The following is a 13,159-nucleotide window of genomic DNA, read 5'->3' as shown; positions in this document are numbered from 1 at the left end:
CGGACCGGGTCCGTCCGACCACGGTTGACGCGCCTGCACTGGTCGATCGCGCTCGTCGTCGTCCTGCTCGTCGTGCTGGCCGTCGCGTACGAGTTCCTGTCGGCACCGAGCGTGCACACCGTGGGCGCCTGCCGCATCGTGCCCGGCGCGTCCACGAGCGAACACAGCGAATGCGCTGGCGACGACCTGGCCGGACAGGACCTGGCCGGGGTGGACCTGCGCCTGGCCGACCTGTCGGGCGCGGACCTGAGCGGCGCCGACCTGAGCGGCGCCATCCTGTACGGCGCGGACCTGACCGGCGCCGACCTGACCGGCACACGCTTCCGCGAGGCCGACCTGACGAAGGCCGACCTGACGGGTGCCCGGCTGTCCGACACCGACTTCACCCGCGCGGGCATCAACGGCATGGTCATCGAGGACACAGTCCTGGCCGCGTCCGAGTACTCGGAGTGGGTCGACGGGGACGACGCGGTGCCGGTCACCATCACGTCCGGGACCCAGCCGGGCATCGAGACGAACAGCTGCACGAAGCGCGTCGGGCTCTACTACCCGGGCGACAACGGCGTGAAGTGCACCCTGACCACCGCCGCGAGCTACGACAACACGCTGAACTACACCCGCAACGTCGAGGTCAAGCTGCCGCCGCAGCTCGACGTCCCGTCGACCGTGTCCCTGCGGGTCGGGGAGCCGGCATCGGTCCAGCTGCAGGCGGAGAGCCCGTTCCCCGCGATCGTCACGGCGTTCTCGAAGCCGCTGCCGGCCGGGCTGACCTGGGACTCGGCGTCGCAGACGATCACCGGGACACCGACCCGTGCGGGCACGACCCGACTGCAGTTCATCGCGGACAACGGTCGGCAGGTCCGTGCGGACATGACCTTCCGCGTCGCGGGCTGACGGACGACCCGACAGCCGGCCGGGAGGCCCGGGAACGTCGAGGAGCGCCGGTCGCCGCGAGTGCGCGGCCGGGTCGGCGTCCGCCCGACCGCTCCGCGCACCACAGCACACGAGCGGGGCGCCCGACCTGTCGGTCGGGCGCCCCGCTCGTGTGTGTCGCGGTGGTGTGCCGTCAGGCCGTCAGGACACCGGCCTCGGCGGCCGCGTGCAGGGCCTCCCGCCAGTCCCGCATCGCCGGGACCCCGACCCGCGCCCAGGCGTCGTGCCCGAGCACGCTGTACGCCGGTCGCGGCGCGGGCCGCACGAACGCGGAGCTGTCCGTCGGCCGGACGCGTTCCGGGTCCAGGCCGACCTCGGTGAAGATCGCACGGGTGAAGTCGTACCAGGACGCCTGCCCGCCGTTCGTGCCGTGGTAGATCCCCGCGGGGACCTCGGCGTCGAGCATCGCGACGATCTGACGGGCGAGGTCGCCGGTCCAGGTCGGCTGCCCGACCTGGTCGGTGACGACGCTCACGGTCTCGTGCGACCCGGCGAGCCGGATCATGGTCTTCGCGAAGTTCGGACCGCCGGCACCGTAGAGCCAGGCGGCCCGGATGACCATGGACGAGTCGGGAGCGATGCGGCGGACCGCTGCCTCGCCGGCCGCCTTCGTGCGGCCGTAGGCGCCGATCGGATCGGTCGGCTCGTCCTCGCGGTAGGGCGACGTCCCGTTGCCGTCGAACACGTAGTCGGTCGACACGTGCACGAGCCGGGCACCGGCAGCGACCGCGGCGTCGGCGAGCACCGCCGGCCCCCCGCGCGTTCACCGCGGCGGCGTCGTCCTCGTGCGACTCGGCGTCGTCGACCTTGGTGTACGCGGCGGCGTTGACGACGACGTCGTGTCCGGCGACGGCGGCGGCCACTGCGTCCTGGTCGGTGATGTCGAGGTCGGCCCGGGACAGCGCGGTGACGTCACGACCGGCGAGCGCCTGCTGCAGGTCCTGGCCGAGCATGCCGGCCGCCCCGGTGATCAGGTACCGGGTCATGCGATGGCCGCGCGCTCCTTGAGCGGCTCCCACCAGGCGCGGTTGTCGCGGTACCACTGCACCACGTCGGCCAGACCCTGCTCGAACGGCACCTGCGGCTCGTAGCCGAGCTCGGCCTGGATCTTCGAGATGTCGACCGAGTAGCGCAGGTCGTGCCCGAGACGGTCGGCGACGCGGTCGACGTAGGACCAGTCCTTGCCGGTGGCGTCGAGGAGGAGCTGCGTGAGCTCCTTGTTCGTGAGTTCGGTGCCGCCGCCGATGTTGTAGATCTCGCCCGCGCGACCGCGGGTCAGGACCATCGCGATGCCGCGCGTGTGGTCGTCGACGTGCAGCCAGTCACGGACGTTGTCGCCCTCGCCGTAGAGCGGCACGTGCCGGTCGTCGATGAGGTTCGTGACGAAGAGCGGGATGACCTTCTCGGGGAAGTGGTACGGGCCGTAGTTGTTCGAGCAGCGCGTGATCGACAGGTTCAGCCCGTGCGTGCGGTGGTAGCTGCGGGCGAGGAGGTCGCTGCCGGCCTTCGACGCCGAGTACGGCGAGTTCGGCTCGAGCGGACGGTCCTCGGCCCAGGAGCCCTCGCTGATCGAGCCGTAGACCTCGTCGGTCGAGACGTGCACGAAGCGCTCGGTGCCGTGGCGCAGGGCCGCATCGAGCAGGCGCTGGGTGCCGACGACGTTCGTCTCGACGAAGATCCCGGAGTCGCGGACCGACCGGTCGACGTGCGACTCGGCGGCGAAGTGCACGATGGCGTCGACCGTCGGGACGACCTCGTCGAGCTTCGCGGCGTCGCGGATGTCGCCTTGCACGAAGGTGTAGCGGGGGGGAGTCGGCCACCGGGGCCAGGTTCTCCAGGTTGCCCGAGTAGGTCAGGGCGTCGTAGACGACGACCTCGGCGCCTTCGAGACCCGGGTAGGCGTCCTCCAGGGTCCGACGGACGAAGTTGGAGCCGATGAAGCCGGCCCCTCCGGTGACGAGGATCTTCACGCTGGTTTCCTTTTCGGTGGCCGATGGGCGTCGGCGGAGGAGCCGACGGCGGTCGGCCAGCAGTCTAGTGGGGGGAGGCGTGCCGCCGGGGAGGAGGCGCTCAGTCCCCGTACCGCGCGAGTTTCTGCAGGTCGAGCTGCTCCTCGGCGAGCGTCCGGTTCAACCGGGTCAGGTCCGCGACCACACCGATGGTGATCGAGAGCAGGGCGCTGATCATCAGCACCATGCCGAGGATGAGCGACTGCAGGTGGTTGCCGCCGCTGTCGGTCCAGAGGAGCACCAGGTACCGGACGAAGGGGATGAGCCCGGCGACGCCGAAGACCGCGCTGACCCAGGCGAACAGGGCCATCGGGCGGTACATGAGGTACACGCGGGCGATCGCCGACCCGGACTGGAACATGTGCTGCCAGATGTTCTTGAACAACCGCGATTCGCGGGTCTTCGCGTTGGTCGTGATCGGGATGCTGGCGATCGCCAGGCGCTTGTAGCCCGCCTGGACGATGGTCTCCATGCAGTAGCTGAAGCGCGTGACGATGTTGAGCCGGATGAGCGAGTACTTCGAGTACGCGCGGAACCCGCTCGCGGCGTCCGGCAGGTCGAGGCCCGCGGCCCGGCTGGCGACCCAGGAGCCGAACTGCTGCATGGCCTTCTTGAAGCCGGAGAAGTGCTCGATGGTGCGGGTCTGCCGGTCACCGATGACGATGTCGGCCTCGCCGCGCAGGATCGGCTGCACGAGCTCGGTGATGTGCGCCTGCGGGTACTGGTTGTCACCGTCGGTGTTCACGACGATGTCCGCACCGTGCAGGAGCGCGTAGTCGACGCCGTCGCGGAACGAGCGTGCGAGGCCCATGTTGGTGGTGTGCCGGACGAAGTGCCGGACGCCGTGCGCCTTCGCGACCTCGACCGTGCGGTCGGTCGAACCGTCGTCGATGATCAGGACCTCGATCTCGTCGATGCCCGGGATCGAGGTCGGGATCGTCTCGAGGACCGAGGGGAGCGTCTGCTCCTCGTTGAGGCAGGGGATCTGGACGAACAGTTTCACGAGTCGGTGGGTCCCTGGTGTCGTCGGCCGGCGCGGTGATCCGGGTGTGGGAAGTCGGCGACCATCCTACGTGGGCGCACAGACTGCCAAGTCTATGCAGCCTCATGTGCCCGCGTGCCACGATGGGGCCATGGCAGCCCTCCGGTCGACCGTCGCCCGTCTCCTGGGGCGGACCACCCCGACCCCGTCCGCTCCGACCCCGTCCGCTCCGACCCCGCCGCTCGTCGGCTTCGTCGTGCACGGCGCAGGTGGCGTGCACCCCGCTTCCGCGCACGTCCGCGTGACCGGCAGGATGACCGCACTCGCCGCCTCCGGCGCTGCACGGGTCGCGCAGGTGGACCCGGTGCGCTGGGCGGACGGCTCCGACACCGCGCACCTCGACGTGCTCCTGGTGCAGCGCGACGCGTTCCCGCTCGCCGCGCTCGACGCCGCCCTCGCCCGCGCAGCGCGGGAGGGCACCCGGGTCGTCGCGGAGGTCGACGACGACTTCTTCACCCCGGAGGCCCGTGCCCGGTTGGCGCAGGCCGAGTACGACCCCGACCGCCTCGCCGCCGTCGACCGCGTGGTGCGGTCCGCCGATGCGGTCGTGGTGTCCACCGAGCCGCTCCGGCGGGTGCTCGCCGCGGAGGGCGTCGACGCGGTGGTCGTGCCGAACGGTGTGCAACCCGGCCTCTGGGACGCCGACGCGCACGAGGCGCGCGCCCGTGACACCGGCGGGACCCGTCGCGTGCTCTACATGGGGAGCGCCACGCACGGCGGCGACCTCGACCTGCTGCGCCCGGTCTTCGCGGAGGCGACGGACGACGATGGCCGTCCGGTCCGGCTCGAGGTCGTGGGCGTGACCGGGGACGACGCGACCTGGTTCGACCGCCTGCCGTTGCCGGGCGACGCCACCCACTACCCGGACTTCGTCGCGTTCCTCCGCGCGCACGCCGGACGCTGGTCCGCCGGGGTCGCCCCGCTCACCGAGGACCGGTTCAACGACGCGAAGAGCGACCTCAAGTTCCTCGAGTACACGATGCTCGGGCTGCCCTTCGTCGGGTCCGACCGGCCGTCCTACCGCGGCGCGGACCGGCACGGCGGCCTGCTCGCCGGCGACGACCCGGCGGCGTGGCGGGAGGCCCTGCGCACCGCCATCCGCGAGGCCGACGACCGGGTGGCGCGCGCTCGCCGGTACGTCCTGACGGAGCGCACGGTCGGGGTCGACCAGCCCGGCGAACGCGCCTGGCGGGCTGCGCTCGGTCTGTCCTGAGTCGCCGGGGCGAGGCGTCCGCACGGCGTGCGGGGGCGCTCCCCGCGGCGGACCTGCCCCTTGCTAGGCTGCAGCGGTGCAGATCCGCGAACTGAAGATCCCCGGCGCGTGGGAGTTCACGCCCGTCCAGCACGGCGACGCCAGAGGTGCCTTCCTCGAGGCCTACCGCGCCGACGTGCTCGAGGAGACGGTCGGACACCCGCTCGACCTGCGGCAGGTGAACATGTCGATCTCGTCGAAGGGCGTCGCCCGCGGCATCCACTACGCCCTCGTCGCACCGAGCCAGGCGAAGTACGTCACCGCCGTCCGCGGCGCGTTCATCGACTACATCGTCGACATCCGCGTCGGCTCCCCGACGTTCGGGCAGTGGGACGCGGTCCGGATCGACGACGTCGACCGCCGTGCCGTCTACCTGTCCGAGGGACTCGGCCACGCCATCGTCGCGCTGGAGGACCAGAGCACGGTGAACTACCTGGTCAGCGCGCACTACGACCCCGAGCGCGAGAAGGGCATCAGCATCCTCGACCCCACGGTGGGCCTGGAGCTGCCGGACGGCATCGGCGAGCCGGTCCTGTCCGAGAAGGACACGAGCGCTCCGACCCTCGAGCAGGCCGCGGAGCAGGGGCTCCTCCCGACGTACGAGGAGTGCATCGCCTACACCGAGTCGCTCCGGACGAAGAACTAGGAGGGGCAGCCGATGAAGGGCATCATCCTCGCCGGGGGGATCCGGCACGCGTCTCTGGCCGATCACCAAGGGCATCAGCAAGCAGCTCATGCCGATCTACGACAAGCCGATGGTCTACTACCCGCTGTCGACCCTCATGATGGCCGGCATCCGCGAGGTCCTCGTCATCACGACGCCGGAGTACAACGACCAGTTCCGGGCGTTGCTCGGTGACGGGTCGGCGCTCGGCATGGACATCCAGTACGCCGTGCAGCCCTCCCCCGGACGGCCTCGCGCAGGCGTTCGTCATCGGTGAGGAGTTCATCGGGGACGACAGCGTCGCCCTGGTCCTCGGCGACAACATCTTCCACGGCACCGGCCTCGGCACGAGCCTGCAGAAGAACAACACCGTCCAGGGCGCGACGATCTTCGCGTACCACGTGGCCGACCCGACCGCGTACGGCGTGGTCGAGTTCGACGACGACTTCACCGCCGTCTCGATCGAGGAGAAGCCGACCGAACCGAAGTCGAACTACGCCGTCCCGGGCCTGTACTTCTACGACAACGACGTGGTCGAGATCGCGAAGACGATCGAACCGAGCGCCCGCGGTGAGCTCGAGATCTCCACCGTCAACGAGCGCTACCTCGAGGCGGGCACGCTCGGCGTCGAGGTCCTCGACCGCGGCACCGCGTGGCTCGACACCGGCACCTTCGAGTCGATGATGCAGGCGTCCGAGTACGTCAAGGTCATCGAGGACCGCCAGGGCCACAAGATCGGGTGCATCGAGGAGATCGCCTGGCGCAACGGGTGGATCGACGACGACGCCCTCGCGGCGCTCGCCGCCCCGCTCGCGAAGAGCGGCTACGGCGTCTACCTGCAGAACCTGCTCCGCGGCTGACCGTGGCGCTGCGTGGCCGGCTCCGGCGCACCCTGGTCGGTGTCCGGCCGACGTCGGACGCACGCGCTGTGGACGCAGGGGCGTCCGACGGGAGCGGGCCGCGCCTCCCGGTCGACACCTCCCTCGAGACGGCGCCCCCCCGTCGTCGAGCAAGGCCTGGCCGGGGCGTTCGACGCCGTCGTCACGGTGGCCGAGGGTGCGTACCGGGACGGCGCCCACGTGCCGACCGTGCGGGCGCTGACAGCGGCGGGGGCCGCGCGCGTCGTCGTCACCGTGTACGACGTCCACGCCGGGCCCACGAGCACGTACCCGCCGGTCACGGCGGGCGACGGCTGGACCGTGTCCCGGGACACCGTCGCGGCGACCTGGGGCGGCGCGGTCGCCGCCGCCCGGCCGCTGCTGCGCGCCCCGCTGGTGCTCGTGCAGGACGCGTCGATCGCGCTGCCGGACGGCGCCGCGGCCGCACTGGTCGCCGCCGTCGCGCCAGCGGGACCGGGAGGCACCGTCCCGGCCGACCGGGAGGCCGTCGTCGCCGTCCCCGTCGTCCGCACCCCCCGACGACGTGGTGGCGAGTGCGGGCACGGCGCTGGTGCAGGGCACCGCTCCGGTGGCCGCCCTGCTGCGCGGGCACCCGGCGGAGGACGCCGAGCGGCTCCCCGACGGTGTCGCGGTGTTCGCCGGCGACGAGCCCTGCTTCGCGGCACGCACAGCGCACCTCGCGCTTCCGGTCCGGACCGTCGACACCCGCACCGCGGTCGCCCGACTGACCCGGGACACCGCCGACGCCGCCGGCGGCACGTGCGTCGTGCTCCCGCTCGGTCGCGTCTACCGCACCGGGACCGTCCGTGAGCGGCGCATCGACACCGACGGCGCGGACGCCCTGGTGGTGTGGCGGGACCGCGTCGACGACAGCGCCGAGCGGGTGCTCGCCGCGCTCGAGCTCGCCGTGGGCACCGTGGCCGCCGACCCCGCCGCGGCACCGGTGGCCCTCCGCGAACCGGTCCTCCGAGCCGAACGCGGCCCGTCGCGCCTGACGGCGCGTGAGCGCGGCGAGCGGCTCCGGTGGTCGGTCCGGATCGCCGCACACCCCGGCCCGCGCGGCGACGACTGGGGGGGACACGTTCTTCGCGCGCGACCTGGCCGCGGCCCTGCGGTCCCTCGGGCAGGAGGTCGTGGTGGACCACCGCGAGTCGCACGCCCGTCCGCTGTCGGAGCACCTGGACGACGTCACCCTGACGCTGCGCGGGCTCGACGACACCCCGGTGCACCCCTCGGCCACCAACGTGCTCTGGGTCATCTCGCACCCTGACCTCGTGACGCCCGCGGAACTCGCCCGGTACGACCTGCGGTTCGCGGCCGGGCCCGTGTGGGCCGAGCGGACCGAGGCGGCGACCGGCCTGCCGGTGGCCCCGCTCCTGCAGGCGACCGATCCGGCCCGCTTCCACCCCGGTGCCGCCGAGGACGCGTACGCCGGCCTGGACACCGTGTTCGTCGGCAAGACCCGGCAGGTGTTCCGGCCGGTCGTCTCGGACGCGCTGCAGGCGGGGGCGGACCTGGCCGTGTGGGGCGAGGGCTGGGCCGGCCGGGTGCCGGAGGGGGGTGCACCGCGGGACGTTCGTGCCGAACGAGGACCTGCCGGCCCTGTACCGGAGCGCCCGGGTGGTCCTCAACGACCACTGGGACGACATGGCACGGGACGGCTTCCTGTCGAACCGGCTGTTCGACGCCGCCGCGTCGGGTGCGCTCGTCGTGACGGACCCGGTGCCCGGCGTCGAGGAGCTGTTCGGCGGGGCGGTCCTGCCCTACCGCGACGTCGCCGAACTGCGGACGCTGCTGGGTCGGCGGGACACGGCCTCCGACGACGAACGCGCCGAGCGCGGTGCGCGGATCGGGACCGAGCACTCCTTCCGCCGGCGAGCGGAGACGCTGGTGGACGCCGTCCGGCAGCACCGGCAGCACCGGACGACCTGACCGGGTCCGGCCCGCATCGAGCCGGGCTCGGCCCGGGCGCTGTCCGACGTCAGCGCGAGCGGACCCGGCGGGCCAGACCGGCGGCCCGGTCGGCCACCTGCACGATCCGGCGCTGGCGGAACGCCGCAGTCTCGGCCCGGGCGGCTTCGGCGCGCTCCCGCTCGAACTGCACGGTCTCCCGCAGCGTCGTCGCGGTCGCCTCGGCCGCGCGCACGGCGTCCTCGAGCTCGTCGATCCGCTGGTCGCGTGACGCCACGGCACGCCCGAGGGCCTGCAGCTCGTGGAGCTCGTCGGCCGGGACGAGGGGCTCGGCCGGGGTGTCGAGCGCCGTCGAACCGGCCCGACGCAGCACCTCGGCGATCGTGTCGTCGCGGGTGAAGGGGCCGGCCGCGGCGTCCTCGTCGGTGACGAAGCGGAGCGAGAACACGGCCTGCAGCACCCCCTCCTGCAGCCGCCGGTAGTCGCGCATGCCGTGGTGCCGGGGGCTCGGGGTCAGGTCCGGGTTCGCCTCGTAGCTCCGACCGCTCACGTCGACACGGTGTTCGTACTGCGCCCAGGACCGCCACGGCAGGTGCAGGACCTCGAGCTCGAGCCCGGCCGGCACGGGGGCGCCGTTCGCGACGCTCGCCCGGTGGTTGCCCTGCACGACGGTGACGCCCGGGTCGCCGACGTGGACGGTGTTCGGGGTCGGGGGGAGCGACCAGGCCGGCGGCACGCAGCTCGTCGACGGAGCGCTCGTCCCGCCAGTGGAGACGCTCGAGGCCGGCACCGGACGTGGCCATCGCGCCGGTGAGGTTGACGACGGGCACGAAGAACGCGCCGACCACCGGGTCGAGCTCCTCGAAGACCTGCCGGACCGTCCGCGTCCGGTCGACCGGCACGATGAACTCGTCCGCGTCGGCGTTGACGACCCAGTCCGCGCCGTGGACCGATGCGGCCTCGCGCGCCATCGTCGTGACGACGACGCCCTGCTGCTTCCGGTGCACCGGGTCGTGTCGCAGGTCCACCGTGACGTCGTCCCGCTCGGCGAAGGCGGCGAGCAGCTCGGCCGTGCCGTCCACCGACCCGTTGTCGGTGATGACGAAGACGTCGAAGCCCTGGGCGACGTGGTGGTCGAGCCAGGCGGTGATGACGTCCGCTTCATCGCGGACCATCAGGGTGACGGCGAGGATCATGGGGTGCGCTCCGGTTCGGGTGGGGATGCTCCCTGAGAGGTTATCGGGGTTCAGCGCGTGTGCGTGGCGCGGGCGCGGACGGTGAGCGCCACCCGGAGCGCGACGCGGAGCGGCCAGAGCCACCAGGCCGAGTACTTCTGCGCGAGGAAGCGGTAGGCGCTCTCGTGGTGCGCACGGCGCATCCGGTCCGAGGACCCCTGGGTCGCGGTCCCACCGACGTGCGTGGCGACGGCGGCCGGTTCGTACACGTTCCGGTAGCCGCTCCGGCCGATCCGCCAGCCGAGGTCCACGTCCTCGAAGTACATGAAGAAGCCCTCGTCGAACCCGCCGAGGCGGTCGAACACGTCGCGGCGGACGAGCACGCACGCGCCCGAGAGCCAGCCCGCGTCACGGCGGCCGGTGTGGTCGCCGTCCTGCCGGTACCGCCTCGTCCACGGGTTGTCCTGCCAGACGTTCGCGAACACGGCGTGCCCGAGACCGGTGCGGAGGGACGGCACGAGCCGCGCCGACGGGTACACCTGCCCGTCCGTCTCCAGCAGCTTCGGGCCGACGGCGCCGATCGTCGGGTCCGACTCCGCCGTCGCGACCATCCGGTCGAGGGCGGACGGTTCGAGCACGACGTCCGGGTTCGACACGAGCACCCAGCGCACCTCGGGGGCGAGGGTGGCGACGGCCCGGTTGACGGCCGCACCGTAGCCGAGGTTCGCACCGACGGCGACGAACCGGGCACCGGCGGCCTCGGTGACCGCGCGGAGCTCGTCGGCGGTCGTGGAGTCGTTGTCCGCGACGACGACCTCGACGTCGCGTCCGCTGGCGGCCGGCACCGACGCGAGGAACGGGGGGGAGGACGTCGACCGACTCGTACGTGACCGTGACGACGGCGACCCGCGCGGGGTGCGTGTCCGTGCTCATGCGAAGACCTCCAGGTGGCGCTCGGCGCACGCGGCCCACGTGAAGGTCGCGGCGCGGGCCTCGGCGCGTGCGACCCGCTCGGCGCGGACCTCCGGCGCCTCGGCGAGCAGCGCCGCGAGGGCGTCCGCGATCGGGCCGGCGTCCGGTTCGGTGTAGGTCACGGCGTCGCCGCCGACCTCGGGGATCGCCAGTCGACGGGTGGTGAGGACGTCCGCGCCCGAGGCCATCGCCTCGAGCACCGGCAGGCCGAAGCCCTCCGCGGTGCTCGGGTAGACCACGACGCGCGCGCCCCCCCGAGGAACGCGCGGAGCTCCTCGACCGGCAGGTACCCGAGGTAGCGGACCGGGGCACCGGGGACGTCACCCGCGGCGGTGAGCTCGGCGCGTGCGTCCTCGTCCCAGCCGAGTCCGCCGGCGACCAGCAGCGCCGGCACCGCCGCGCCGCCACCGTCGGCGGCCCGTGCGGTGAGCGCGCGGTGCGCGGCGATGAGCTCCGGCACCCGCTTGCGCGGTTCGACCGTGCCGAGGAAGGCGATCCACGCGTCGTCGCCGAGCGCGTGCTCCGCACGGAAGGCGGCCGTCTCCGCGGCCGTCGGCACCCGGAAGAGCGTGCGGTCGACCCCGAGGTGGGCCACGACCGTGGGACGCGCGGACCGACCCGCCAACCGGTCGAGCTCGGCGACGGTGGCCGCGCTCGGCGCGACCGTCCGTCGGGCGAGTCGCCGTGCGAGACGGGTCCAGGTCCGGAAGAACAGCACCTTCAGGCGCGAGTGCGCGGCCGGGTCCGAGAAGAACGTCGCGTCGTGCAGGGTGACGACCGTCCGGGAGGCCCGGGTCACCGGGAACGTGTAGTGCGGGCTGTGCAGGACCTCGGCGCCGACGCGACGCGCCGTCACCGGCAGCAGCGTCTGCTCCCACACGAGGCGCAGCGGGCGGGAGGCGGTCCACCGCGGTGCCGCGTGGTAGCGGTGTCCGGGTGCGATCCCGCGCAACCAGGCGAGGTCGCCCGGCTTGACGACCACGTCGACACGGACGTCCAGCTCGGCGAGGCCCTGCAGCAGCCCGGCGATGTAGCGGGCGACGCCGCCGCGGTTCGGCGGGATCGAGGTGGCGTCGACGAGCACGGGGAGTGCCCGCACCTCAGCTGACCTGGCGCTCGGTGGTCCGCGTCCAGGCGATCCCGGACTGCGTGTCCTCGTCGACGACGACGAAGCGCGCCGCCTCGCGCTGGATGACGATGTGCTCCCCGTTCGGCTTCGCCAGGAAGACGTGCACGAAGTACTGGCCGCCGCCGAGCCGCAGGTCGTGCAGGTGCCACTCGACGGTCGCGGTCCCGCGCAGGGGGTCGTGACGGGTCTCGAGCTGCCGGCTGTCGACGCCGAAGGCGGGGTGCCCGAGGTGGTTCTCGATCTTGATGCCCGCGCGCCACTCGGGCAGGACCGTGGTGTGGGAGAACGTCGCGCGGACGACGAGGTCGTCGCCGTGGCGGTGCTCGGCGCCCGCGGGCTTGCCGGGGATCTCGAGCTCGACGTGCTCGACCTTGCCCGGGCTGGCGGTCTCCTCCGGGTGGTTCGCCTCGACCTCGGCGACGCGGCGGTCCTCGAGGATCTCGCGGAAGTTCTTCACGGCCAGCCGTGCCGACCCCTGGAACATCACCTCGCCGTGGTGCAGGACGACGGCGGAATCGCAGAGTTCCTGCACCTGTCCGAGCGAGTGCGACACCAGGATGATCGTGCGGCCCTGCTCCTGGAACTCGCGGATCTTGTCGAGGCACTTCTTCTGGAACTGCTCGTCTCCGACGGCCAGGACCTCGTCCACGAGCAGCACGTCCGGGTCGGTGTTGATCGCGACCGCGAAGGCGAGCCGGACGTACATGCCGGACGAGTAGAACTTCACCTGGGTGTCGATGAAGTCGCCGATCCCGGAGAACTGCAGGATGTCCTCGAAGCGGGCCTCGGTCTCCTCCTGCGTCTGCCCGAGGATCGCGGCGTTGAGGTAGACGTTCTCGCGGCCGGTCAGGTCCGGGTGGAACCCCGCACCGAGCTCGATGAGGGCGGCGAGGCGACCGCGACGCTCCACGGTGCCGGTGGTCGGCTCGAGGATGCCGCCGATGGTCTTCAGCAGCGTCGACTTGCCGGAGCCGTTCGGGCCGAGCAGCCCGATCGTGGTTCCGGCCGGGATGTCGAGGCTCACGTCCTTGAGCGCCCAGAAGTCCTCGCTGTGCCGGCGGCCGGCGCGACCGAGCGTGACCACGCGCTCCTTGAGCGAGTTGTCCTTCCGGATGGTGAAGCGCTTGGAGACGTTCCGCACCGTGACCACGGCGGGGGGCGTCGGAGAACGGC

General features: G+C 72.6%; 11 protein-coding genes and 4 pseudogenes. 6 read left to right on the top strand and 9 right to left on the bottom strand.

All coding sequences use genetic code 11. From position 1 onward, the window contains the following. The first annotated feature begins 24 nt into the window (after nucleotides 1–24). Nucleotides 25–894 carry a pentapeptide repeat-containing protein gene (locus DEJ15_RS13220; RefSeq protein WP_284175117.1) on the top strand — a complete coding sequence of 290 codons (870 nt, stop codon included), beginning with the start codon at nucleotides 25–27 and terminating at the stop codon, nucleotides 892–894. Between the two features lie 172 nt (nucleotides 895–1,066). Here DEJ15_RS13220 and rfbD read toward each other — a convergent pair. The 3 genes and pseudogenes from rfbD to DEJ15_RS13205 form a co-directional block, all read right to left on the bottom strand. After that, nucleotides 1,067–1,919 (bottom strand): annotated as a pseudogene (gene rfbD / locus DEJ15_RS13215) (dTDP-4-dehydrorhamnose reductase). Further along, nucleotides 1,916–2,903: pseudogene (gene rfbB / locus DEJ15_RS13210) on the bottom strand (dTDP-glucose 4,6-dehydratase). Before rfbB ends, rfbD begins: the two co-directional pseudogenes overlap by 4 nt. A gap of 100 nt (nucleotides 2,904–3,003) precedes the next feature. Beyond that, nucleotides 3,004–3,945, bottom strand: a complete 942-nt coding sequence (locus tag DEJ15_RS13205; RefSeq protein WP_110824519.1) for a glycosyltransferase family 2 protein — start codon at nucleotides 3,943–3,945, stop codon at nucleotides 3,004–3,006. A gap of 130 nt (nucleotides 3,946–4,075) precedes the next feature. Between DEJ15_RS13205 and DEJ15_RS13200 the strand changes: the two genes are divergently transcribed. From DEJ15_RS13200 to DEJ15_RS13180, 5 genes and pseudogenes are all read left to right on the top strand, one after another. Then, entirely contained in the window at nucleotides 4,076–5,197 is a 1,122-nt protein-coding gene (locus tag DEJ15_RS13200) for a glycosyltransferase family protein (protein ID WP_110824518.1), read from the top strand. Between the two features lie 76 nt (nucleotides 5,198–5,273). Further along, a complete protein-coding gene (locus DEJ15_RS13195) occupies nucleotides 5,274–5,882 on the top strand; it encodes a dTDP-4-dehydrorhamnose 3,5-epimerase family protein (RefSeq protein WP_110824517.1) in 609 nt (202 codons plus the stop codon). A gap of 12 nt (nucleotides 5,883–5,894) precedes the next feature. Further along, nucleotides 5,895–6,760 (top strand): annotated as a pseudogene (rfbA, locus tag DEJ15_RS13190) (glucose-1-phosphate thymidylyltransferase RfbA). 565 nt (nucleotides 6,761–7,325) lie between these two features. Next, a complete protein-coding gene (locus DEJ15_RS13185; protein WP_284175116.1) occupies nucleotides 7,326–8,069 on the top strand; it encodes a hypothetical protein in 744 nt (247 codons plus the stop codon). Nucleotides 8,070–8,209: 140 nt separating this feature from the next. Beyond that, nucleotides 8,210–8,731 (top strand): glycosyltransferase family protein, encoded by a 522-nt coding sequence (locus DEJ15_RS13180; protein WP_502866108.1) that lies wholly within the window; start codon nucleotides 8,210–8,212, stop codon nucleotides 8,729–8,731. Nucleotides 8,732–8,780: 49 nt separating this feature from the next. On the opposite strand, the gene DEJ15_RS13175 is transcribed toward DEJ15_RS13180, so the two are convergent. From DEJ15_RS13175 to DEJ15_RS13150, 6 genes and pseudogenes are all read right to left on the bottom strand, one after another. Further along, nucleotides 8,781–9,446 (bottom strand): hypothetical protein, encoded by a 666-nt coding sequence (locus DEJ15_RS13175; RefSeq protein WP_284175114.1) that lies wholly within the window; start codon nucleotides 9,444–9,446, stop codon nucleotides 8,781–8,783. Between the two features lie 175 nt (nucleotides 9,447–9,621). Beyond that, a pseudogene (locus tag DEJ15_RS18655) lies at nucleotides 9,622–9,885 on the bottom strand (glycosyltransferase family 2 protein); the annotation flags it as partial. A 71-nt stretch (nucleotides 9,886–9,956) separates the two neighbouring features. Continuing rightward, a complete protein-coding gene (locus DEJ15_RS13165) occupies nucleotides 9,957–10,730 on the bottom strand; it encodes a glycosyltransferase family 2 protein (RefSeq protein WP_284175112.1) in 774 nt (257 codons plus the stop codon). An 84-nt stretch (nucleotides 10,731–10,814) separates the two neighbouring features. Then, nucleotides 10,815–11,045: a hypothetical protein gene (locus DEJ15_RS13160; protein WP_284175111.1), complete on the bottom strand. Its 231-nt coding sequence runs from the start codon at nucleotides 11,043–11,045 to the stop codon at nucleotides 10,815–10,817. Then, entirely contained in the window at nucleotides 10,976–11,956 is a 981-nt protein-coding gene (locus tag DEJ15_RS13155) for a glycosyltransferase (protein ID WP_284175110.1), read from the bottom strand. The genes DEJ15_RS13160 and DEJ15_RS13155 overlap by 70 nt, the downstream gene beginning before the upstream one ends. A 1-nt stretch (nucleotide 11,957) precedes the next feature. After that, nucleotides 11,958–13,136 carry an ABC transporter ATP-binding protein gene (locus DEJ15_RS13150; RefSeq protein WP_284175109.1) on the bottom strand — a complete coding sequence of 393 codons (1,179 nt, stop codon included), beginning with the start codon at nucleotides 13,134–13,136 and terminating at the stop codon, nucleotides 11,958–11,960. Nucleotides 13,137–13,159 lie beyond the last annotated feature (23 nt).

Origin of the sequence: Curtobacterium sp. MCJR17_043, assembly GCF_003224315.2 — a bacterium.
GTDB lineage: Bacteria > Actinomycetota > Actinomycetes > Actinomycetales > Microbacteriaceae > Curtobacterium.
The sequence above is the reverse complement of the archived record's forward strand: the minus strand, read 5'-3'. Positions and strand labels throughout refer to the sequence as shown.

Coding starts and splice junctions, on each gene's coding strand:
- DEJ15_RS13160 (WP_284175111.1), bottom strand. CDS start 11,045: ATGGCCTCGGGCGCGGACGTCCTCACCACCCGTCGACTGGCGATCCCC.
- DEJ15_RS13200 (WP_110824518.1), top strand. CDS start 4,076: ATGGCAGCCCTCCGGTCGACCGTCGCCCGTCTCCTGGGGCGGACCACC.